The sequence below is a fragment of the Pantoea sp. SGAir0430 genome (genome assembly GCF_043549295.1).
In genome coordinates this window covers 762501-785113 of the sequence record NZ_CP039427.1, presented here as the reverse complement: position 1 = coordinate 785113, position 22613 = coordinate 762501, and the positions used below count along the sequence as shown (strand labels likewise).

General features: G+C 58.9%; 23 protein-coding genes. 8 read left to right on the top strand and 15 right to left on the bottom strand.

Annotation, left to right across the window (positions count from 1 at the left end; translation table 11 throughout):
- Positions 1-39 precede the first annotated feature (39 nt).
- Together mepM and znuA are read right to left on the bottom strand one after the other, a co-directional pair.
- A complete protein-coding gene (gene mepM / locus E7738_RS03790; RefSeq protein WP_031280193.1) occupies positions 40-1368 on the bottom strand; it encodes a murein DD-endopeptidase MepM in 1329 nt (442 codons plus the stop codon).
- Between the two features lie 14 nt (positions 1369-1382).
- On the bottom strand, positions 1383-2354 hold the full coding sequence (gene znuA, locus E7738_RS03785) for a zinc ABC transporter substrate-binding protein ZnuA (RefSeq protein WP_338671066.1): 972 nt from the start codon (positions 2352-2354) through the stop codon (positions 1383-1385).
- Positions 2355-2431: 77 nt separating this feature from the next.
- Between znuA and znuC the strand changes: the two genes are divergently transcribed.
- Together znuC and znuB are read left to right on the top strand one after the other, a co-directional pair.
- Positions 2432-3187 (top strand): zinc ABC transporter ATP-binding protein ZnuC, encoded by a 756-nt coding sequence (znuC, locus tag E7738_RS03780; protein WP_338671065.1) that lies wholly within the window; start codon positions 2432-2434, stop codon positions 3185-3187.
- The gene (znuB, locus tag E7738_RS03775) at positions 3184-3969 is read left to right on the top strand and encodes a zinc ABC transporter permease subunit ZnuB (RefSeq protein ID WP_059009754.1); all 786 of its coding nucleotides are present in this window, start codon (positions 3184-3186) and stop codon (positions 3967-3969) included. Before znuC ends, znuB begins: the two co-directional genes overlap by 4 nt.
- 6 nt (positions 3970-3975) lie before the next feature.
- Here the strand turns inward: znuB and ruvB are convergent, their stop codons facing one another.
- The 6 genes from ruvB to aspS all read right to left on the bottom strand — a co-directional run bounded on the left by ruvB (position 3976) and on the right by aspS (position 9529).
- On the bottom strand, positions 3976-4980 hold the full coding sequence (ruvB, locus tag E7738_RS03770; RefSeq protein WP_059009756.1) for a Holliday junction branch migration DNA helicase RuvB: 1005 nt from the start codon (positions 4978-4980) through the stop codon (positions 3976-3978).
- An 8-nt stretch (positions 4981-4988) separates the two neighbouring features.
- The gene (ruvA, locus tag E7738_RS03765) at positions 4989-5603 is read right to left on the bottom strand and encodes a Holliday junction branch migration protein RuvA (RefSeq protein ID WP_394516114.1); all 615 of its coding nucleotides are present in this window, start codon (positions 5601-5603) and stop codon (positions 4989-4991) included.
- A 163-nt stretch (positions 5604-5766) separates the two neighbouring features.
- A complete protein-coding gene (ruvC, locus tag E7738_RS03760; RefSeq protein ID WP_021509968.1) occupies positions 5767-6294 on the bottom strand; it encodes a crossover junction endodeoxyribonuclease RuvC in 528 nt (175 codons plus the stop codon).
- 37 nt (positions 6295-6331) lie between these two features.
- Positions 6332-7075, bottom strand: coding sequence for a YebC/PmpR family DNA-binding transcriptional regulator (locus E7738_RS03755; protein ID WP_021509967.1), 744 nt, complete (start codon positions 7073-7075; stop codon positions 6332-6334).
- A gap of 241 nt (positions 7076-7316) precedes the next feature.
- A complete protein-coding gene (nudB, locus tag E7738_RS03750; RefSeq protein WP_059009760.1) occupies positions 7317-7748 on the bottom strand; it encodes a dihydroneopterin triphosphate diphosphatase in 432 nt (143 codons plus the stop codon).
- Positions 7748-9529 carry an aspartate--tRNA ligase gene (aspS, locus tag E7738_RS03745; protein WP_058757509.1) on the bottom strand — a complete coding sequence of 594 codons (1782 nt, stop codon included), beginning with the start codon at positions 9527-9529 and terminating at the stop codon, positions 7748-7750. The genes nudB and aspS overlap by 1 nt, the downstream gene beginning before the upstream one ends.
- Before the next feature lie 230 nt (positions 9530-9759).
- Between aspS and E7738_RS03740 the strand changes: the two genes are divergently transcribed.
- The 3 genes from E7738_RS03740 (at position 9760) to cmoB (ending at position 12353) form a co-directional block, all read left to right on the top strand.
- On the top strand, positions 9760-10581 hold the full coding sequence (locus E7738_RS03740) for a DUF72 domain-containing protein (RefSeq protein ID WP_058757508.1): 822 nt from the start codon (positions 9760-9762) through the stop codon (positions 10579-10581).
- Between the two features lie 78 nt (positions 10582-10659).
- Positions 10660-11388, top strand: coding sequence for a carboxy-S-adenosyl-L-methionine synthase CmoA (gene cmoA / locus E7738_RS03735; RefSeq protein ID WP_058757507.1), 729 nt, complete (start codon positions 10660-10662; stop codon positions 11386-11388).
- Positions 11385-12353 carry a tRNA 5-methoxyuridine(34)/uridine 5-oxyacetic acid(34) synthase CmoB gene (gene cmoB, locus E7738_RS03730; RefSeq protein ID WP_278708214.1) on the top strand — a complete coding sequence of 323 codons (969 nt, stop codon included), beginning with the start codon at positions 11385-11387 and terminating at the stop codon, positions 12351-12353. Before cmoA ends, cmoB begins: the two co-directional genes overlap by 4 nt.
- Positions 12354-12356: 3 nt before the next feature.
- Here the strand turns inward: cmoB and E7738_RS03725 are convergent, their stop codons facing one another.
- The 3 genes from E7738_RS03725 to cutC form a co-directional block, all read right to left on the bottom strand.
- Positions 12357-12977 (bottom strand): LysE family translocator, encoded by a 621-nt coding sequence (locus E7738_RS03725; RefSeq protein ID WP_058757506.1) that lies wholly within the window; start codon positions 12975-12977, stop codon positions 12357-12359.
- Between the two features lie 45 nt (positions 12978-13022).
- The gene (locus tag E7738_RS03720) at positions 13023-13871 is read right to left on the bottom strand and encodes a hypothetical protein (RefSeq protein WP_394516113.1); all 849 of its coding nucleotides are present in this window, start codon (positions 13869-13871) and stop codon (positions 13023-13025) included.
- Between the two features lie 168 nt (positions 13872-14039).
- Positions 14040-14792 (bottom strand): copper homeostasis protein CutC, encoded by a 753-nt coding sequence (cutC, locus tag E7738_RS03715; protein WP_021509959.1) that lies wholly within the window; start codon positions 14790-14792, stop codon positions 14040-14042.
- An 85-nt stretch (positions 14793-14877) separates the two neighbouring features.
- Between cutC and E7738_RS03710 the strand changes: the two genes are divergently transcribed.
- Positions 14878-16017 (top strand): MalY/PatB family protein, encoded by a 1140-nt coding sequence (locus tag E7738_RS03710; RefSeq protein WP_278708211.1) that lies wholly within the window; start codon positions 14878-14880, stop codon positions 16015-16017.
- Here E7738_RS03710 and E7738_RS03705 read toward each other — a convergent pair.
- On the bottom strand, positions 16014-16574 hold the full coding sequence (locus E7738_RS03705; RefSeq protein ID WP_058757503.1) for a VOC family protein: 561 nt from the start codon (positions 16572-16574) through the stop codon (positions 16014-16016). The genes E7738_RS03710 and E7738_RS03705 overlap by 4 nt on opposite strands.
- 313 nt (positions 16575-16887) lie before the next feature.
- Between E7738_RS03705 and E7738_RS03700 the strand changes: the two genes are divergently transcribed.
- The gene (locus E7738_RS03700; RefSeq protein WP_007889544.1) at positions 16888-17010 is read left to right on the top strand and encodes a hypothetical protein; all 123 of its coding nucleotides are present in this window, start codon (positions 16888-16890) and stop codon (positions 17008-17010) included.
- Positions 17011-17176: 166 nt separating this feature from the next.
- Complete coding sequence (gene argS, locus E7738_RS03695) at positions 17177-18907, top strand: arginine--tRNA ligase (protein ID WP_031280190.1); 1731 nt, start codon at positions 17177-17179, stop codon at positions 18905-18907.
- A gap of 50 nt (positions 18908-18957) precedes the next feature.
- On the opposite strand, the gene E7738_RS03690 is transcribed toward argS, so the two are convergent.
- The 3 genes from E7738_RS03690 to flhB are packed head-to-tail and all read right to left on the bottom strand — an operon-like array spanning position 18958 to position 22596.
- The gene (locus E7738_RS03690; RefSeq protein WP_104188954.1) at positions 18958-19365 is read right to left on the bottom strand and encodes a flagellar protein FlhE; all 408 of its coding nucleotides are present in this window, start codon (positions 19363-19365) and stop codon (positions 18958-18960) included.
- Positions 19365-21452: a flagellar biosynthesis protein FlhA gene (gene flhA, locus E7738_RS03685; RefSeq protein ID WP_021509954.1), complete on the bottom strand. Its 2088-nt coding sequence runs from the start codon at positions 21450-21452 to the stop codon at positions 19365-19367. The genes E7738_RS03690 and flhA overlap by 1 nt, the downstream gene beginning before the upstream one ends.
- Complete coding sequence (gene flhB, locus E7738_RS03680) at positions 21445-22596, bottom strand: flagellar biosynthesis protein FlhB (protein ID WP_021509953.1); 1152 nt, start codon at positions 22594-22596, stop codon at positions 21445-21447. The genes flhA and flhB overlap by 8 nt, the downstream gene beginning before the upstream one ends.
- Positions 22597-22613: the final 17 nt, after the last annotated feature.

Below are 22613 nucleotides of genomic sequence, written 5' to 3'. Positions count from 1 at the left end.
GAATTCGTCGGTTTTTGCGCGTTTGCCCGGAAATTAACGTTATTTCAGCGTCAGCTGTGGCAGATAACTCTTCACCTGCGCCAGATAGGTGCTGCGATCTTTACCAGTCAGCCCTTCCATGCGCGGCAGCTTCGCCGTCAGCGGGTTGACCGCCTGGTTGTTGATCCACACTTCATAATGCAGATGCGGTCCGGTAGAGCGACCGGTGTTACCGGAAAGCGCGATGCGATCGCCGCGTTTCACTTTCTGTCCCGGTTTCACCAGCGCTTTGCTCAGATGCATGTAGCGGGTCATATACTGGCGACCGTGACGAATCGCGACGTAGTTACCGGCGGCTCCGCCGTTCTTCGCGATCACCACTTCGCCATCGCCGACGGCCAGCACCGGCGTACCAATCGGCAGCGCAAAATCGACGCCTTTATGCGGCGCGATGCGGCCGGTTACCGGATTGAGACGGCGCGGATTGAAGTTTGACGAGACGCGGTACTGTTTCACCGTCGGGAAGCGCATGAAGCCACGCGCAAGACCGGAGCCGTTGCGGTCGTAGAACTTGCCGTCTTCCGCGCGGAACGCGTAGTAATCTTTACCGCCGGTGCGCAGCCGCACGCCGAGCAGCTGGCTCTGCGCACTTTTACCGTCCAGCATCTCGCGCGACATCAGTACGCTAAAGTCATCGCCGGCGCGCAGTTTGCGGAAATCCATCTGCCACTGCATGGCTTTAATCACGCTGCTGGTTTCGGCGCTGGTCAGGCCGGCGCGCTGGGCGCTGGCGGCGAAACTGCCGCGCACTTCGCCTTTCAGGACGCTGTTCTGCCATTCACCCTTCTGCATCTCCTGCTGCATCTTAAAGCTGCCATTCGGCTGACGCGCATAGGTGCGGGTTTCACGCCGATCGATCTCCCAGGTGAAATCCTGCAGCGCGCCATCAGCATCCAGCGTCCAGCTCAGCTGCTGTCCCACGCGCAGATTACGCAAACTCTTGTCGCTGCTGACCAGCGCGTTGATGTCACCGAGATCGATACCGTACTGATTAAGCGCGCTGCTCAGCGTATCGCCTGAGGAAACGGTGTAGTCATGCTGATCGGGATTGACCGGCACGTCTTTGTCGATGTCATCCGACGGGATTTCGTCTTCCGGTTCCGCCGTGGTTTGATCGATCGGTTCACTGGCTTCCGGCAGCAGCGTGCGCAGCTCGTTTTTGTCCAGCGTGATGTCTTTCACGATGGGCGCAACATCGCGGGGATGATAGACGTAAGGCCGCCAGACAGCGACGGCCAGTGTAACAACGGTGAGTGACCCCAGCATAACGCGGTGGGGGCGCGGCAAATTATTAAATGCGAGGGCGACAGAGCGGGCTATCTGCTGCACTTTTACCTATTCCTCTATGCTCCATTCAGGCAGCTCGCATACTGGCTTGACAGCTGTGAGAGGAATTTCACGTAGCTGTCTTTGGTTAAGCTGATTCCCATGCCTAACGGGTCGAGGGTGCCTTTACGCACGCTGGTTCCGCGAGACACGGCATCGATGACCGCCGGCCTGAATTGTGGTTCAGCAAAAACGCAGACTGCTTTCTGCTCAACCAACTGTGTTCGTATTTGATGTAAACGCTGGGCGCCCGGCTGGATCTCAGGATTGACGGTAAAATGACCTAATGGTGATAAACCGTAATGTTTCTCAAAGTAGCTGTAAGCGTCGTGAAAAACGAAATAACCCTTGTTCCGTACCGGCGCGAGTTGTGCGCCAATCCGTTTGTCTGTGTCCGCCAATTGTGCCTCAAACTGCTGCAGGTTGGCGTCAAGTTTGGCTTTGCTTTGCGGCATAAGTTCCAATAATTTTCCGTGGATTGCAACAGCAGATTGTTTCGCAATCTCCGGCGACATCCACAGGTGCATATTAAACTCGCCGTGGTGGTGATGAGTATGAGACGGGTCCTGGTTCTCAGAATTGTCTGAGTCATGGTCGTGATCGTGACCGTGCTCATGTTCGTCCTCATCTTCACCACCGCTAATCAATAGCGGTTTTACGCCAGGCAAGGCGGCAATTTCAAGGTTTTTACTGGCCGGTAACTCCCCGGCGGGCTTCGTCAGAAAGGCTTCCATCTCCGGACCGGTCCATACTACTAAGTCAGCGTTTTTAATACGTTTTACATCGGATGGCCGTAAGGCATAATCGTGCTCTGAGGCACCATCCGGCAGCAATACTTCAACCGGCGTAATGCCATCGGCAATGGCGGCTGCGATAAATCCGAGAGGCTTGATTGAAGCCACCACCGCAGACTGCGCGGAAAACGTGGTGGCGAGGCCGATCGCCGCCGCAGAAAGGGTAAAAGCCAGGCGCTTTTTATTGTGTAACATAATGCGTCATTCCATCGTGACCAGGTGATGGAATGTGATATTATAACATTCGAAATTCAATGCAACCCGTAAATATCATGTCGTCACTTGTTACACTCGAAAACATTTCGGTGAAGTTTGGCCAGCGCGCGGTGCTGGCAGGCATCAGCCTGTCGCTGCAGCCGGGCAAAATTCTCACCCTGCTGGGTCCCAACGGAGCCGGCAAGTCCACGCTGGTGCGCACGGTACTCGGCCTGCTCACGCCAGATAGCGGCAGCGTCCGACGCGCGCCGGGGCTGCGTATTGGCTATGTGCCGCAAAAGCTGCACATCGATCCGACACTGCCTATCAGCGTTGAGCGCTTTATGCGTCTGACGCACGGCAGTCGCCGTGATGATATTCTGCCGGCGCTGAAGCGGGTGCAGGCCGGCCATCTGTTGCAGTCACCGCTGCAAAAACTGTCTGGTGGCGAAACGCAGCGCGTGCTGCTGGCGCGCGCCCTGCTCAACCAGCCGCAGCTGCTGGTACTGGACGAACCGACGCAGGGCGTGGATGTTAACGGCCAGGTGGCGCTCTACGACCTGATCGATCAACTGCGACGCGAGCTCAACTGCGGCGTGCTGATGGTGTCGCACGATCTTCACCTCGTGATGGCAAAGACCGACGAAGTGCTGTGCCTCAACCATCACATCTGCTGTTCCGGCACGCCGGAAGCCGTCTCGCAGCACCCGGAATTTATCGCCATGTTTGGCCCGCGCGGCGCACAGCAGCTGGCAATTTACCGTCATCACCATAATCACCGTCACGATTTACAGGGACGCATTGTTCTGCGCAAAGGAAACGGCCCGTCATGATTGAACTGTTATTACCCGGCTGGCTGGGCGGCGTATTGCTGGCCCTGGCGGCCGGTCCGCTCGGCTCTTTTGTCGTCTGGCGCCGCATGTCCTATTTCGGCGATACCCTTGCCCACGCCTCTCTGCTCGGCGTGGCGTTTGGTCTGCTGCTCAACGTCAACCCTTATTATGCGGTGATTCTGGTCACCGTCTGTCTGGCGCTCGGGCTGGTGTGGCTGGAGCGACGCCCGCATCTGGCGATCGACACACTGTTAGGGATTATGGCGCACAGCGCGCTGTCGCTGGGTCTGGTGGTGGTCAGTCTGATGCAGGGCGTACGCGTTGATTTGATGGCCTATCTGTTTGGCGATTTGCTGGCGATCACCCCGGACGATTTGTCGCTGATGGCGGGCGGCGTGGCAATCGTGCTGGTGGTGATGGCGTGGCAGTGGCGTTCGCTGCTGTCGATGACCATCAGTCCGGAGCTGGCGCAGGTGGATGGCGTAAACATTCAGCGTACCCGCCTGATGCTGATGCTGGTAACCGCGCTGACCATTGGTGTGGCGATGAAATTTGTTGGCGCGCTGATCATTACTTCACTGCTGATCATTCCGGCCGCCACGGCGCGACGCTTCTCGCGTTCGCCAGAACAGATGGCCGGCTTTGCGGTGCTCATCGGCATCATTGCCGTCACCGGTGGCCTGAGCTTCTCCGCCAGCTACGACACCCCGGCCGGTCCGTCGGTGGTGCTGTGTGCTGCGGTACTGTTCATTATCAGCATGGCAAAAAAACCGGCGGCGTGACGCCGGTTACTCTTCGCGGCTGATGCCGAAATGCTTATAGGCGTGCTGCGTGGCCATCCGGCCGCGCGGCGTGCGCTGAATAAAGCCCTGCTGGATCAGGAAGGGTTCGATAACGTCCTCGATGGTTTCACGCTCCTCACCAATCGCCGCCGCCAGATTATCCAGCCCCACCGGACCGCCCATGAACTTGTCGATGATCGCCAGCAGCAGCTTGCGGTCCATATAGTCGAAGCCCTGATTGTCCACATTGAGCATATCCAGCGCGCTGGCGGCCACTTCGCCACTCATGTTGCCGCTGGCGCGCACTTCGGCGAAGTCACGTACACGGCGCAGCAGGCGGTTGGCGATACGCGGTGTGCCGCGCGCGCGACGCGCCACTTCCAGCGCGCCCTCTTCGCTCAGCGTCAGGCCCAGGCAGGCGGCGCTGCGTCCGACGATGTGCTGCAGATCCGGCACATTGTAGAACTCCAGGCGCTGCACAATCCCAAAGCGATCGCGCAGCGGTGAGGTGAGCGAGCCTGCGCGGGTGGTGGCGCCAATCAGGGTAAACGGCGGCAAATCCAGTTTGATCGAGCGCGCTGCAGGTCCGTCACCGATCATGATATCCAGCTGATAATCTTCCATCGCCGGATACAGCACCTCTTCCACTACCGGCGACAGGCGATGAATTTCATCGATAAACAAGACGTCGTGCGGTTCAAGGTTGGTGAGCATCGCCGCCAGGTCACCGGCCTTTTCCAGCACCGGACCGGACGTGGTGCGCAGATTGACGCCCATCTCATTAGCCACGATGTTGGCCAGCGTGGTTTTGCCCAGCCCGGGCGGACCAAAGATCAGCAGGTGGTCCAGCGCATCGCCGCGCAGTTTGGCGGCCTGGATGAAAATCTCCATCTGCTCGCGCACCTGCGGCTGCCCGACATATTCCGTCAGTAGCTTGGGGCGAATAGCGCGGTCAAGGCCCTCTTCCTCCGTGAAAGAACTGCCCGAGACCAGACGATCGGCTTCAATCATGCATTACCTCAAATAGCTGCGCGCAGAGCTTCGCGAATCAGGGTTTCACAATCCGCATCCGGTTTGCCAACCTTGCTGATCATACGGCTGGCTTCCTGCGGTTTATAACCCAGCGCCACCAGCGCCGCAACGGCTTCAGCTTCGGCGTCGTTGTTATCCTGCTGTGCCGCTGGCGTAGTCAGGGTAAACGCCGAGTCGCCGCCGAACAGGTCACCGTGCATACCTTTGAAGCGGTCTTTCATCTCGACCACCAGACGCTCGGCAGTTTTCTTGCCCACGCCCGGCAATTTCACCAGCGAGGCAATCTCTTCACGCTCTACGGCGGTGACAAACTGCTGCGCCGACATCCCGGAGAGAATCGCCAGCGCCAGCTTGGGCCCAACACCGTTAACTTTTATCAGCTCGCGGAACAGTGCCCGCTCCTGCTTGCTGTTGAACCCGAACAGCAGCTGCGCATCTTCACGCACCACAAACTGGGTGAAGATAATCGCTTCCTGATTAATGTCCGGCAGCTCGTAAAAGCAGGTCATTGGCATGTGCACTTCGTAACCGACGCCGTGCGCCTCAATCAGCACCAGCGGCGGCTGTTTTTCCAGAATAAGGCCTCGTAAACGACCAATCACCTGAGCAGTTCCTTAATGTAGGGGTAAGCGTCCGGGTCATCTGCACCCTGCCATACCGCGATAACCAGCGACAAGCCGCGCGCCTGCCGGATGAAAATGTTGGCTATGTATACCATAAAAAAGGCTGGATGCATATCCAGCCTATTGAACTGCCACGATTTTGCTAACCGGATCGCAAACGTCCGCGCGTGAGCACCAGTTTGCTGTCGCTCATGCGCGCCGCGTTCTGGCTGACGTGGCAATGGGTGATGGCGATGGCCAGCGCATCGGCGGCATCCGCCTGCGGATTGGCCGGCAGTTTCAGCAGCGTGCGCACCATATGCTGCACCTGGCTTTTCTCTGCGCTGCCGATGCCGGTCACCGTCTGCTTCACCTGGCGGGCCGCGTATTCAAATACCGGCAGATCAAGATTAACCGCTGCGACAATTGCCGCGCCACGCGCCTGCCCCAGCTTGAGCGCCGAGTCCGCGTTCTTCGCCATAAACACCTGCTCAATGGCGAAGTAATCCGGCGCGAACTGGGTGATGATTTCGCTGACGCCAGCGTAAATCAGTTTGAGGCGGGAAGGCAGATCGGTGACGTTAGTGCGGATGCAGCCGCTGCCCAGATAGCTGAGCTGGCGGCCGGTCTGGCGGATGACACCGTAGCCGGTGACGCGCGAGCCGGGGTCAATCCCGAGTATTATCGCCATAGCGCGTCTCCGTATTGCAGGGGTTTGCGTAACGCCATTACAGCGTTTCCGCTACCTCATCAGAAATTTCACCGTTATGGTAAACTTCCTGCACATCATCACAATCTTCCAGCATGTCGATCAGACGCAGCAGTTTAGGAGCCGTCTCGGCATCCAGTTCCGCTTTGGTTGATGGAATCATCGACACTTCAGCACTGTCGGCTTTCAGACCAGTGGCTTCCAGTGCATCGCGCACGCTGCCCAGCTCTTCCCACGCGGTAAAGACGTCAATCGCGCCATCGTCATAGCTCACGACGTCTTCTGCACCGGCTTCCAGCGCCGCTTCCATCACGGCATCTTCGTCCTGGCCTGGCGCGAAGGAGATCACACCTTTCTTGCTGAACAGGTAAGAGACCGAACCGTCGGTGCCGAGGTTGCCACCGGTTTTGCTGAAGGCGTGACGCACTTCGCCCACGGTACGGTTACGGTTATCGCTCAGACACTCCACCATGACCGCAGAGCCGCCCGGACCGTAACCTTCATAGATGATGGTTTCCATGTTGCTGTCATCTTCACCGCCGACGCCGCGCGCGATAGCACGGTTCATGGTGTCACGCGTCATGTTGTTGGACAGGGCTTTGTCCATCGCTGCGCGCAAACGCGGGTTGGAGCCGGCATCGCCACCGCCCAGCTTAGCCGCTGTCACCAGCTCGCGAATGATTTTGGTGAAGATTTTACCGCGCTTGGCGTCCTGAGCCGCTTTGCGGTGCTTTGTATTCGCCCATTTACTATGTCCAGCCATCTTACATATTCTCCGATCTTTAACAGGGTGCAGGCTATCTTGCTGGCAATCTTGTTCCCCGGCAGTGCGCGCAATCCTCACGTACTCATGTACGCTCCGGTTGCTGTGCGCTGGCGGTGAACAACCTTGCTGCGCCGATGACGCCTGACTGTTCTATTTTAGCGGTGCAAATCTTTCGACTTACACCGTATGTCTGTAATTTAACGATAAAACCACCGGAAAAACGCGCGGTGGCGGGCATTCAGATAAATTCGTCGATTGCCTGACGATTACTCCACGAGCGGGTTAGTGCGGCGGCGGCGGCCGGTGTCAGCCACTGTGCGGCGAGGTGCTCGCTCAGCACTGGCTGGCGTTCGGCGGGCAGCGCCAGCCGGAACCAGTGTTCCCGGTTATGCGTGATGCCCGGCGCATAGCGATGGCGATAGTGCGGAAAGATCTCAAACTCAATCTGTTTGTGGCAATCTTCCAGCACCAGCCCCTCTGCGGCGATATCAATCGCCAGCTCTTCAGCCACTTCGCGCTGCGCCGTTTGCGCCGGCGTTTCGCCCGGCTCCAGGCTGCCGGTAACCGACTGCCAGAAGCTGGGGTCATCGCGCCGCTGCAGCATTAACACCCGGCCGGTATCTTGCGCAAAAATCACCACCAGCACCGATACCGGGTGTTTATAGCCCATTATTTCGTCTCTGGAGTGACTTTCTTCGGCGCGATCTGGATACCGAGGTCAGCCAGCGCCGCCGGGTTGGCTTCGCTTGGTGCTTCGGTCATCAGACAGGCCGCCGCGGTGGTTTTCGGGAACGCAATCACATCGCGGATATTGTCGGTGCCGGTCAGCAGCATGGTCAGACGGTCAAGACCGAATGCCAGACCTGCGTGCGGCGGGGTACCGAACTTCAGCGCATCCAGCAGGAAGCCAAACTTCTCACGCTGCTCTTCTTCGCTGATGCCCAGAATGCTAAACACCGTCTGCTGCATATTGCCGCTGTGGATACGCACCGAACCGCCGCCCACTTCATAACCGTTGATCACCATATCGTAGGCGTTCGCCACCGCCTGCGTCGGATCGGCCGCCAGCTGTTCCGCCGTCAGCGCTTTTGGCGAGGTGAACGGATGGTGCATCGCCGCCAGGCCGCCCTCGTCGTCCTCTTCGAACATCGGGAAGTCGACCACCCACAGCGGGGCCCAGGCTTTATCATTGGTGATTTGCAGATCACGGCCCACTTTCAGGCGCAGTGCACCCAGCGCATCCGCCACCACTTTGGCGCGGTCGGCGCCGAAGAAGATCAGGTCGCCGTCCTGCGCGTCGGTACGCTGCAGAATAGCTTCAACGATCTCCGGCGTCAGGAATTTGGCCACCGGGCTCTGTACGCCATCGAAACCGCTGGCGCGCGCATTGATCTTCATCCACGCCAGACCTTTGGCACCGTAAATGCCGACAAAGCTGCCGTATTCGTCGATTTGCTTACGCGTCAGCGCGGCACCGCCCGGCACGCGCAGCGCCGCAACGCGCCCTTTCGGGTCGTTTGCCGGGCCAGCGAATACCTGGAATTCAACGCTTTTCAGCAGGTCAGCAACGTCTACCAGCTCCATTGGGTTACGCAGGTCTGGCTTATCGGAGCCGTAACGATTCATCGCTTCGGCGAAGGTCATCTGCGGGAAGTCACCGAGGTCGACGCCTTTGATGTCCAGCCACAGTTCACGGATCATCTGCTCCATCACGCTGCGCACCTGCTCAGCGCTCATGAACGAGGTTTCCACGTCGATCTGGGTGAACTCCGGCTGACGGTCTGCACGCAGGTCTTCGTCACGGAAGCATTTGACGATCTGATAGTAGCGGTCAAAACCAGACATCATCAGCAGCTGTTTGAACAGCTGCGGTGATTGTGGCAGCGCGTAGAATTTACCTTTGTGCACCCGGCTCGGCACCAGGTAGTCACGCGCGCCTTCCGGCGTGGCTTTGGTCAGCATCGGGGTTTCGATGTCGAGGAAGCCTTCACCGTCCATAAAGCGGCGCACGAAGCTGGTAATTCTGGCACGGGTTTTCAGACGCTGCGCCATTTCCGGACGACGCAGGTCGAGGTAGCGATAGGTCAGACGCGCTTCTTCGCTGTTGGTCTGGTTAGAGTCCAGCGGCAGCGGTTCTGCGCGGTTGATGATGTTCAGCTCATGGGCGAACACTTCGATGTCACCGGTGGCCATGTCGCTGTTGCGGTTTTTCTCTTCACGCGCACGCACGGTACCGGTGATCTGGATACAGAATTCATTACGCAGTTCAGACGCCAGCTGGAAAGCCTGCTGATGATCGGCATCGAAAAACACCTGCGCGATGCCTTCGCGGTCACGCATATCGATAAAAATCAGGCTGCCGAGATCGCGACGGCGATTGACCCAGCCGCAGAGAGTAACTTGCTGACCCACATGAGACAGATTGAGCTGTCCGCAATATTCTGTACGCATAACGTATCCTTTTAACTTCGCCGCTGCTGCCAGACAGCATCAGGCCGCGTAACCTTCTGAGATGCTGCCGCAAAAAAGGCAGCTATTATAATGGAAAATGGCAGGCAGGATAAGCAGATCCCGCGCAAAGCGGACAAATCGTCAGCGTTTGCCGCGCGATCGGTTCCTGCCCGTGGCAAAACCACGTAACGTACGGCGCATTTTCCGCGCCACAGCAGGCAGGAGCAGTTTTGACACTTCGTATTGGATTACCACAATGGCAGCACGCCAACTGGAAAGTATTGGGTATCGAAACCCTGGCGGATTACGCCCGGCTGTTCGGCTGCGTTGAAGGCAACACCACGCTTTACGCGCTGCCTAAACCCGAAGTGGTGCAGCGCTGGTATGACATGACTGACGACGCCTTTCGCTTCTGCTTTAAATTTCCTGACACCATCAGCCACAAAGCGGCGCTGAAGAACTGCGATGAGCTGGTGAATGAATTTCTGCGCCTGCTGGATCCGCTCAGCCAGCGCATCGGTCAGTACTGGCTGCAGCTACCCGCCGCCTTTTCACCGGCGCAGCTGACAGATTTATGGGCGTTTCTCGATCGCCTGCCGCGCAGCTTTCACTATGGCGTTGAAGTGCGCCATGCGGCCTTTTTTGCCAAAGGCGAGGCCGAGCGCGCGCTGAATCGCGGCCTGCATCAGCGCGGGGTTAATCGGGTGATTCTCGACAGCCGTCCGGTGCACGCCTCTGCCTCGCTCAGCCCGGCCGCCGTGCATGCGCGCGCGCAAAAGCCGCGCGTGCCGACGCACGCGGTGCGCACTGCCGGTCAGCCGATGGTGCGCTTTATCGGCAGCGACAGCGTGGAGGAGAGCCTGCCGCTGTTTGATGTCTGGCAGCAAAAACTGGCGGACTGGCAGCACGACAGCGACCCGCTGCTGTTCATCCACACGCCGGATATGGGCGCGGTGTTTCCGCTGCTGCAGGCGCTGTGGCCGCAGCTGCAACAGCTGGAGCCGACGCTGCGCCCGCTCCCCGCCTGGCCACAGCAATCCAGCCTGTTCTAAACGCAGGGAAACGGGTGCAGCCTGCGGCAGTTTCTGCCAGAATAGCGCCCTTTCCGTTTTCTCTCCGGATAATTCATTATGTCTGACCGCGATACGCTATTCTCCGCGCCCATCGATAAACTGGGCGACTGGACCTTTGACGAGCGCGTGGCTGAAGTCTTTCCCGATATGATTCAGCGCTCGGTGCCGGGTTACTCCAACATCATTTCGATGATTGGCATGCTGGCAGAACGCTTTGTGCAGCCCAACAGCCAGGTTTACGATCTCGGCTGCTCGCTGGGCGCGGCCACGCTGGCGGTGCGCCGCAATATTCAGGCACCGGGTTGCCAGATTATTGCCGTCGATAATTCGCCGGCGATGGTGGAACGCTGCCGCCGTCACATCGACGCCTTCCGCGCCGCTACGCCGGTGCAGGTGCTGGAAGCGGATATCCGCGATATCCACATCGAAAACGCCTCACTGGTAGTGCTCAACTTTACCCTGCAGTTCCTTGAGCCGGACGCGCGCCTGACGCTACTGCAGAAAATCGCCGCCGGCCTCAATCCGGGCGGTGCGCTGGTGCTGTCGGAAAAGTTCAGCTTTGAGGATGCCGACGTCGGCGAACTGCTGTTCAACATGCACCACGACTTTAAGCGCGCCAACGGCTACAGCGAGCTGGAGATCAGCCAGAAGCGCAGCATGCTGGAGAACGTGATGCTGACGGACAGCGTGGAAACGCATAAGGCCCGCCTGAAAAGCGCCGGCTTTGCCCATGCCGAATTGTGGTTCCAGTGCTTTAACTTTGGCTCACTGGTGGCGTTGAAATGATTGATTTTGGCCGTTTTTATCAGCAAATCGCCACCGGCCCGCTCGCCAGCTGGCTGGAAGTGTTGCCGGCGCAGGTCGCCGCCTGGCAGCGTGAAAACCTGCACGGACATTTTCGCAACTGGGAGAAGTCGGTCGACAATCTGCCGCTGCTGGTGCCGCAGCAGCTCGATCTGCTGCACAGCGTCAGCGCGCAGCATGACGCGTTAACCGATCGCCAGCGCGCCGGCATCGAAAAGCTGCTGCGTAACCTGATGCCGTGGCGCAAAGGGCCGTTTTCGCTCTACGGCTGCGACATCGACACAGAATGGCGCTCCGACTGGAAGTGGGACCGCGTGCTGCCGCATATCTCTTCGCTGGCCGGTCGAACCGTACTGGATGTGGGCTGCGGCAGCGGTTATCACATGTGGCGTATGATTGGTGCCGGCGCGCAGCTGGTGGTCGGTATCGATCCGATGCAGCTGTTCCTGTGCCAGTTCGAAGCGGTGCGTAAGCTGCTGGGTGACGATCGCCGTGCACATCTGCTGCCGCTGGGCATTGAGCAGCTACCGGCGCTGCAGGCGTTCGATACCGTGTTCTCCATGGGCGTGCTCTATCACCGGCGTTCGCCGCTCGACCATCTGCTGCAGCTGAAAAATCAGCTGGTCAGCGACGGCGAACTGGTACTGGAAACGCTGGTGATTGAAGGCGATGAAAACGCGGTGCTGGTTCCGGGTGAACGCTATGCGCAGATGCGCAACGTTTACTTTATTCCGTCTGCAGCGGCGCTGAAAAACTGGCTGGAGAAGTGTGGTTTTGTCGATGTGCGCATCGCCGATTACGCCATCACCTCGGTGGAAGAGCAGCGTCGCACCGACTGGATGACCAGCGAATCGCTGGCGGAGTTCCTCGATTCGCACGACAGCAGCAAAACGATTGAAGGCTATCCCGCCCCGCTGCGTGCCGTGCTGGTGGCGCGCAAACCGTAACGCTTAACGCCGCGACAGCGCCAGCTTCGCGGCGAAACCAATAAACACGCAGCCGGTCAGGCGATCCATCACTTTTAACACTGCCGGACGGCGCAGATGACCAGCAAAGTACTGGCTGCCGCTAATCAATACCGCGTTCCACACTAAGCCAATCACCATGTGGGTGAGCGCCATCAGCGTGCACCACAGCGCCACCGAGCCGCCGGCCGGGATAAACTGTGGCAGGAAAGTGACGTAAAAAACTCCGACTTTGGGATTGAGCAGGTTACCGGTCAGGCCACGCGCGAAGCAGGTCAGATAGCGCTCTTCCCGCTTTTGCCCCTCCTGCCCGCTGGCCACCGTGCTGCGCGGGTTAAGCAGCAGTCTGACGCCGAGATACAGCAGGTACACGGCACCGATGCCTTTCAGCAGGTTATAAGCCATTTCCGAAGCCAGCAGCAGCGCGCCTAAGCCCAGCCCGACCGCCACGCCCCACACCAGACAGCCGAGCGTAACGCCCAATGCTGTCGCTGAGGCACGCTGCCAACCCTGCGCAGCCGCTGAACGCAGCACCAGCGCGGTATCGAAGCCGGGCGTCAGCGTAAGCAGGGTAATGGCGAAAAGGAATGAAATAATCAGTGTCATGATGGGCTCCCGGGTTGTGCACAGAACAGCATACGCGACGGCGCATCAATTGTCCGTCGCCGGACGATCCCAGTACTGATATTTGTAGGCCGAACTCAGATGCCGCTCAATGGTGCCTTTGGCAAACACTTCGGTCTCATGCAAATAGCTCAGCGTGCAATTGCCCACCTCGTCCCACAGCTGGCACTCATCCACCGATCGCAAAGTGCTGACCGGCGTGGTCGAGGTGCCGTGCAGCCGCAGTTCACGCCACTGATTATCGTAGCTATAGGTCTCTTTGCTGCGCGCGCTGGTGGATGCCACCACCAGCCCCTGCGGATTCCAGCGCCAGGTATTCTCGCCGTTAGTCAGTTCATCGCTGCCGCGCGCAATACTTTTTTCCAGCCGGAAGTGTTTATCGTAGCGGTAAGTGGTATCGGTAAAGCCCTCTTTCCCCATGCTGGTAAATTTGTCTGAGGCGCTGATGATGTTGCCGTGTTGCCCCATCTGCCAGCTGATGGTGCCCTGCCGGTTATCCACCACTTCCTCTTTACCCGCACGGGTCACTTTAACCAGATAAACATAGTCAGCCACCCAGCCGCGCTGCACGCGCGCGATATGCTGCTCCATGCTCAGCACCACGTTACCTTCGCTTTTGTCATAGGTGATGTCAGCCACCATCAGATCGCCGCACTGGTCAAACTGCCCGAGCACGCGCTTCTGCGAGTTGACGTCTTTACCAAACTCCCCGGCCACCACCTGGCGCACCGCGCCTTTGGCGTCGCCGCCCAGCATAATCCAGTTGTTGCTGCTGGTGATATTTTTGCTCAGCGGCGGGCAGGTGCTGCTGGCGGCCAGCGCCGCGCCGGCAACGGGGAACAGCAGAATCACAACAGCATAAGGGAGGGATTTCATCAGCGTTATCCGCGCGTTAAGCCATAGAGTAATCAAAGCATCTTTTTCACCAATGCGCTATTCATGGCGAAGCGGCAGACAAAAAGAACCCCAGCAAGGAACTGGGGTTTGGTACTTGCAAACATCACGTCAGGTTTTCGGCGTGCTGCGCGGCAAAATTGGTACGGGTCAGGCGACCCGGTCAACGCTCATCTGCATCATGCTCTTCATGGCTTCGACGACATCGCCATCGACACAGGAGCGGCTGAATTCATCGGTTTCCGCTTCAGAACACATCGAGACACCGGCTTTACGGTAGCGCATCGGTGACGCGACGGCACGGCTGGCGGAGCTGTGGACTTCCTGCAATCCGCTGTCGAGGAACTTTTGCAGATTGCTGAGGCGCACGCCTGCCCCTGCCATAATGATTGGACCGGTGCTGTATTCATTTAGTTCCCGTAATAATGCAATTCCGGTTTCAGCGCTCTGCTGCTGACCGGAAGTCAGAATGCGGGCGATCCCTAAATCAGTCAGCACCTCCAGCGAACGCTTCGGGCTGTGGCACAAATCAAAGGCGCGATGGAAAGTCACCGCCATGCCGTCGCACAGCGCCATAATCTGCTGCATGCGTACCGTGTCGACGTGCGCATCTTCGTCCAGCATGCCAATCACCAGGCCAGGAAAACCCAGCTCGCGGATGCGCGCCACGTCCGATTTCATCACCTCAAATTCGCGTGCGGTGTAACAAAAATCGCCGCCGCGCGGCCGCACGATCGGGTGGACCGGAATGGTCAGTTCACGTTGTGCGGCTTCCAGCATACCCGCCGAAGGTGTCAGTCCGCCTTCACGCGGAGCACTGCACAGCTCCACGCGATCGGCACCGGACGCCTGCGCAGTCATTGCGCAGTCGATGCCATAGCAACAAATTTCCAGTTTCGTCATACCTTGCTCCTTTTCATGACTGCTGGCTCGGGAGGAGTGCATCAGTTAGTCTGCTCATTCAGACAGTTTACGTGGAAAGCGCACTATGGCATTCGATTTTGATCAAGGGATAGACCGTCGTCACAGCGATAGTTTGAAATGGCACAAATATGGTGATCGCGATGTGCTGCCTTTGTGGGTTGCCGACACCGATTTTCGCTCGCCGCCGTGCATCATTGAGGCCATTAAACAGCGTGCCGACCACGGTGTTTTCGGCTACGGCGCGACGCCGCACGGTTTGATTGATATCACTATTTCCCGCTTAGCCCAGCGCTATGGCTGGCAGATTGAGCCGGAATGGATTGTGTTGCTGCCGGGCGTGGTGAGCGGACTGAATTTATCGGTCCGGGCATTTACCGAGTCGTCGCAAAGCACCGTGGCACCGACGCCGATTTATCCGCCGTTTCGCGCGGCGGCGCGGCTGGCGCAGCGCGCTCAGGTCAATCTGCCATTGCAGTTGCAGCAGGAACGCTGGGTGATGCAGCTGGATGACAGCCAGATGCAGGGCAACGAGCGCCTGCTCATGCTGTGCAATCCGCAGAATCCGGGCGGCACCGTCTACCGCCGTGATGAACTGGAGGCGCAGCTGGCCTTTGCCCAACGCCACGATTTGCTGGTGTGCTCCGATGAAATCCATTGTGACCTGCTGTTGACGCCTGGCGTACAGCACATTCCGTTTGCCTCGCTGAGCGAAGACGCCGCCCAGCGCAGCATTACCCTGATTTCGCCGTCTAAAACCTTCAACATCGCCGGGCTGGGTGCGTCCATGGCCATTATCCCTCATCCCGAACTGCGGAAACGCTTTAAGCAGGTGCGTGAAGGCATCGTACCGGGCGTGGATATTCTGGCGCTGGTAGCGGCGGAAGCCGCATGGCGCGGCGGTGATGCATGGCTGGCGGACCAGCTGGCTTACCTGCGCGCCAATCGCGACTGGCTGGTGCAGCAGGTGAATGCGCTGCCGGAACTCAGCATGGTTGCGCCAGAGGCCAGCTACCTCGGCTGGATTGACGCCAGCCAGCTGGATGTCGCCAGCCCGGCGCTGTATTTCGAAAAACACGGTCTCGGTTTCTCGCCGGGCCGTGATTTCGGCGACGATCGCTTCGTGCGCTTCAACTTTGGCTGCACGCACGCCACCCTGCAGCAGGCGGTATCGCGCCTGCTGCAGGCGGTGGCAGCACGGCGCTAAGCCTGTTCGCTGGCAACGATCTCCTCCAGCCGCCACGGATGAAACTTGATGGTAGTTTGCCCGTCCGTCACCGCTAAGGTCGGATTGGGCAGACGTTCATTTTCGCCCTGCGGCGTGCTGGTTTTAAACGCGATGCCCGGCTGCGTCAGCGCCTCGTCTGCCAGCAACGCCATCGCACGCATGCCCAGCGTTTCCGGCTCGCCGCGCAACACAATTTCCACATGCTCCCAGCCTTCATGGCGATACAGCTTCTCACCGGGCCACGGCAGCTCGATCACATCCACCTGCCAGCCCGCGATGCGCAGCGGCTGATGCAGCTTAAACAGGCAGATCGGCCGTCCATTAATCATCGCTTCGGAAAACTGCTCGCCGATTTGCAGTAACCCGGCTTTCCAGCGTTCTGCCGTGGCGAACTGGTGACAGCGCACCGCCACGTGGTCCGCCTCATGCTGCGTGAGGTCAAGGCCGAGGCGTGCCGCAAAGTGTTGCAAAGCCTGTTCAAATCGGGACAGGTCTTGTTTTAAGTCACTCAGTTCTGAAGGAAAATCCAGATTCATACGTTAAATACCTCAAACTCAGTTCAGATCTTTTAATCAATAAAAAAACAGGGCTGCCGCAGCTTTCGCTTGACAAAATGCTCGGATTCATCCGATTTCACGCCAGAAACCTTCAAAAACCGCATAAATCGCCCCTCTCTTTCGGATTAATCGCGTAATCAGGTCCACACGTTACTTTATAAAAGTGCCTTAACCAACTGTTATTATTAACAATAGTTAATACAATGAGATAACTCTTATTTACCCGTCAATCAATTGCAGTAGCTGACCCTTTCTTATAAATTTGGGTTTCACAACTACAAGGAATGGCCCTATGTCTATGCTCATTGTTGTCGCGGTCCTGATAGCCTTGATGGGATTTGCAATTTCCCGCCACTGGAAGGTGCGTGAAGACAAAAGCGTTAAAAATCCCCGTCGCCACCCGCGCCGCCGTTAACCGGCGCGCGGGCCTGCGTCCACCGGCAGCCATAACCGATTGCTGACGCACCCCAACATTTCACGTATACTTCCCCTCTTATTTTTTCCGTCCCGACACGCACGCGGGATGACGACATCGGCTCGCCCTCAGCTGGCGGGCCTTTTCAGCATATGAAGGTAACGCGGTGAATATTCAGGCTCTTCTTTCCGATAAAGTCAGTCAGGCGATGGTGGCGGCAGGCGCACCGGCCGATTGCGAACCGCAGGTTCGTCAGTCTGCAAAAGTGCAGTTCGGCGATTACCAGGCGAACGGTATCATGGCCGTGGCGAAAAAGCTCGGTCAGGTGCCGCGCCAGCTGGCTGAACAGGTAGTTCAGCATCTGGATCTGGCTGGCATCGCCAGCAAAGTCGACATCGCCGGTCCCGGCTTTATCAACATCTTCCTCGACCGCCAGTGGCTGGCACAGCAGGCCGCGCAGGCGCTACAGCTGCCACGCCTGGGCGTCAGCGAAGTGACACCTCAGACTATCGTGATTGACTACTCGGCGCCTAACGTGGCGAAAGAGATGCACGTCGGTCACGTGCGATCCACCATCATCGGTGATGCCGCAGTGCGCACCCAGGAGTTTCTCGGTCATCACGTCATCCGCGCTAACCACGTCGGTGACTGGGGCACACAGTTTGGCATGCTGATCGCCTATCTGGAGAAGCAGCAGAACGAGCATCATGAAGATATCGCGCTGGCCGACCTGGAAGCCTTCTACCGCGAAGCGAAACGCACCTATGACGAAGACGAAGCCTTCGCCGAGCGCGCCCGCGGTTACGTGGTGAAACTGCAGGGTGGCGACGAATATTGCCGCGCCATGTGGAAAAAGCTGGTGGATATCACCATGAGTCAGAACCAGCAGGTGTATGACCGCCTTAACGTCACCCTGACGCGTAAGGATGTGATGGGTGAAAGCCTGTATAACGACATGCTGCCGGGCATCGTCGCCGATCTGCGCGAAAAAGGGCTGGCAGTGACCAGCGAAGGCGCCACCGTGGTCTTCCTTGATGAGTTCAAAAACAAGGAAGGTGAACCGATGGGCGTGATCATCCAGAAGAAGGATGGCGGCTATCTCTACACCACCACCGATATCGCCTGCGCCAAATATCGCTACGAAACGCTGCATGCTGATCGCGTGCTGTACTACATCGATTCCCGCCAGCATCAGCATCTGCAGCAGGCGTGGACCATCGTGCGCAAAGCGGGCTACGTGCCGGAGTCAGTGCCGCTGGAGCACCATGCGTTCGGCATGATGCTGGGCAAAGATGGCCGTCCGTTCAAGACGCGCAGCGGTGGTACCATCAAACTCTCCGATCTGCTGGATGAAGCCGTTGAGCGCGCCCATGCGCTGGTCAGCGAGAAGAATCCGGAGATGAGCGCGGCAGAGCTGAAAGAGCTGGCGGAAGTGGTCGGCATTGGCGCGGTGAAATACGCCGACCTGTCGAAAAGCCGCACCACCGATTACATCTTCGACTGGGACAACATGCTGGCGTTTGAAGGCAACACCGCGCCGTACATGCAGTATGCCTACACGCGTGTGCTCTCGGTATTCCGTAAAGCGGGCATTGAGGCAGACAGCCTGCACGGTGATATCATCCTGACTGACGAGCGCGAAGCGCTGCTGGCGACCCGTCTGCTGCAGTTTGAAGAGACCATCACCCAGGTCGCGCGCGACGGCACGCCGCACGTGATGTGTGCTTATCTGTACGATCTGGCCGGTCTGTTCTCGGGCTTCTATGAGCACTGCCCGATTCTCTCCGCCGAAGAGGAAAACGTACGCAATAGCCGTCTGCAGCTGGCGGCGCTGACGGCGAAAACCCTGAAGCAGGGGCTGGATACGCTGGGCATCAAAACCGTCGAGCGAATGTAAGCTTAAAAAAACCCGCTGCGGCGGGTTTTTTATTGGCTATTGGCTATTTGCTATTGGTAATTGACCATCACTTCACTGCTCACCACCCGCAGGCCGGGCGGCAACGCGCCCTGCCCCTGAAAGCCGAAAGCCAGATGCAGCGTTTCATCGGCTGCCACGTTGGCGAGACCGCGTGTGCTGCCGCTGGCGCCGTCGAGCTCCACGCAGCGCTGGCTGGCGCACAGCCGCACCACCAGACCAGATGGCGCCGGGCGGCTCAGCGTGTAGCGCCAGTTCACCAGCGAAATAGTCCCTGGAGCCGCCGAGGGCGCTTTGAGCGCCGGCGACAGCAGCCAGTTGCCGCGCACGCCAAGGCTCGGGCCGCTGGCGCTGGCCTGCCACGCACCGCTGGCGGCTTTGCCCGTTAGCGGCAGCGCCAGCAGCGCTGCCAGCAGCCATGAGAGCGTCACGCCGCGCATTATTTGCCGCCTATGGTAGCAGTCATGCGGATCTGCCGGTTATCGGTCAGCTCCATATTGGACAGCACCACCAGCTGCGGCAGGTTGCGGCGCAGGAAGCGCGCCAGCAGCGCCCGCAGCGGATGGTTAACCAGCAGCACCGGCGGCGCACCGGTCATCTCCTGCTGCTGCAGCGCGGCCTGCGCCTGCATCAGCAGTCGATCGGCAAGACCCGGTTCCAGACCGCCACCACCCTGCAGCGCCTGCAATAGAAGACGTTCCAGTGTGGCATCCAGTCCAATCACCTGCACTTCGCCGTTGCCCGGGAACCACTGCTGGGTAATCGCGCGGCCCAGCGCGACGCGTACCACGCTGGTCAGTTCCTGCGGATCGTTCTGCACCGGCGCATGTTCGGCCAGCGTTTCGATAATGGTGCGCATGTCGCGGATCGAGACGCGCTCGGTCAGCAGATTTTGCAGCACTTTGTGCAGCGTGGTCAGGGTAATCACGCCCGGCACCAGATCTTCCGTCAGCTTTGGCATCTCCTGGGTGACGCGGTCCAGCAGCTGCTGCGCTTCCTGACGCCCAAACAGCTCGCTGGCGTACTGGCCGATCAGGTGATTAAGGTGGGTAGCCACCACGGTACTGGCTTCCACTACGGTGTAGCCCTGAATCTGTGCCTGCTCTTTCAGCGCGCTGTCGATCCAGATGGCCGCGAGGCCAAACGCCGGGTCAACCGTCGCTTCACCCGGCAGCGTGCCCGCCGCCGTGCCCGGGTTGATCGCCATCCAGCGTCCCGGATAAGCATCGCCGCTGCCAATCTCCACGCCCTTCATCAGGATGCGATAGCGCGCCGGCGGCAACTCCATGTTGTCACGAATGTGCACCACCGGCGGCAGGAAGCCGACCTCCTGCGCCACCTTTTTACGGATACTGCGGATACGCCCGAGCAGCTCGCCGTTTTGCAGATGATCGACCATCGGAATCAGGCGATAGCCCACTTCCATACCGAGCGAATCTTCCAGCTGGACGTCGGTCCACGAGGCTTCGACCGTGGCCGGCGTCTCCTGCGTTTTCACCACGCTGGAGGCTTCACTTTGCTTCTTCGGCTGCATTTCGCGACCGCGCAGCCACCAGGCCAGGCCGAGCAGCGCCGCGGTGAACAGCAGGAACACAAAGTTCGGCATGCCGGGCACCAGGCCCAGCAGGCCAATCACGCCGGCGCTCAGCATCAGCACGCGTGGATTGTTAAACAGCTGGCCCACCATCTGTTCGCCGACGTCCTGATCGGTGCTGACGCGGGTAACGATGACACCGGCAGCGGTAGAGATCACCAGCGCCGGGATCTGCGCCACCAGGCCGTCACCGATGGTCAGCAGCGTATAGGTTTCCCCGGCGTGGCCGAGATCCATACCGTGCTGCACCACGCCCACCAGCAGGCCGCCGATCACGTTGATCACCATGATCAGGATGCCGGCGATGGCGTCGCCGCGCACAAACTTACTGGCACCGTCCATTGAGCCGTAGAAGTCCGCTTCCTGGGTCACCTCGGTGCGCCGGCGTTTGGCTTCGTCTTCACCAATCAGGCCGGCGTTCAAATCGGCATCGATCGCCATCTGCTTGCCGGGCATACCATCCAGCACGAAACGCGCGCCCACTTCGGCGATACGTCCGGCACCTTTGGTGATGACCATGAAGTTGATGATCACGAGGATGATGAATACCACGATACCAATGGCGAAATTACCGCCGACGAGGAAGTGACCAAAGGCTTCAACCACACGCCCGGCGGCATCAGCACCCGTATGCCCTTCCAGCAGGATGATACGCGTTGAGGCGACGTTCAGCGCCAGACGCAGCAGCGTTGAGAACAGCAAAATGGTCGGGAAGGCAGCGAATTCCAGCGTGCGCTGGGTGAACATCGCCACCAGCAGCACCATGATGGACAGCGCAATGTTGAAGGTAAACAGCAGGTCAAGGATGAACGCCGGCAGCGGCAATACCATCATTGACAGAATCAGCATGATCAGCACCGGACCAGCCAGCACCTGCCATTGCGTGTCTTTAAAATTGCCCGGTAAACGCAGCTTTTCGGCCAGATTAGCCATGGTTGGTGTTCTCTCCTGCAAAGTCCATCTCTGCCGGGACCGGCAGATGTTTTGGTTTGTTTGGAATCAGGCCGCCTTCACGCTTCCAGCGTCGCAGCTGCCAGACCCACGCCAGCACTTCTGCCACGGCGGCATAGAGCGCGCCGGGAATAAACTGGCCAATTTCCGTATGACGATAGAGCGCACGCGCCAGCGGCGGCGCTTCCAGAATCGGTACGCGGTGCTCTTTTGCGATTTCACGAATGCGCAGGGCAATGTCACCGGCGCCTTTGGCAATCACTTTCGGCGCGCTCATCTTGCCTTCCTGATACTGCAGCGCCACCGAGTAGTGCGTCGGGTTAGTCACGATGACGTCCGCCTTCGGTACGTCGGCCATCATGCGGCGGCGGGCGGCGGCACGCATCGCCTGGCGGATACGCCCTTTAACGTGCGGGTCGCCTTCGTTCTGCTTGTGTTCATCGCGAATTTCCTGGCGCGTCATGCGCAGCTTTTTGAAGTAGCTGTAGAGCTGCCAGAACACATCAAAGCCAACCATCGGGATCAGACCCAGCATCACCAGCGCGCAGCTGATGGCGGTCATCGACAGGCCATGCTGCAGCGCATTCACAGGCGATTCGCTCATCAGGCGCAGCATCTCCTGCCAGTGACTCCACAGATACCAGCCAGCCACCAGCGCCACCAGCACCGCTTTGAGGATCGCCTTCACCAGTTCCGCCCACGTCTGACCGGAGAACATGCGCGCAATGCCCGGTAACGGGTTGAGCTTTTTGAAATCGAATTTGATGGATTTTCCGCTGATGTTGATTCCGCCCAGAATCATCGGCGCGGCGATGGCAACGATCACCAGCCCGGCCATCAGCGGCAGCAGCGCGATCACCGCCTGCATCACCAGGTTGCCGATGTGCGAGACGATAATTTTATCGTCGTTGACCATGCCGTGGTCGAAGCGGAAGCCGGTGGCCACCATGCTGGCCAGCCGTTGCGCCATATTGTGGCCGCCCAGCCAGATGATCAGCAGCCCGGCCAGCAGCATCAGTACCGAAGTCAGCTCGCGCGAACGCGGAATCTGCCCCTCCTGCCGTGCTTTCTCAAGTCGGTGGGGGGTGGGCGATTCTGTTTTGTCCTCGTTGCTCTCTTCAGCCACGACATACCTCAGCTGGC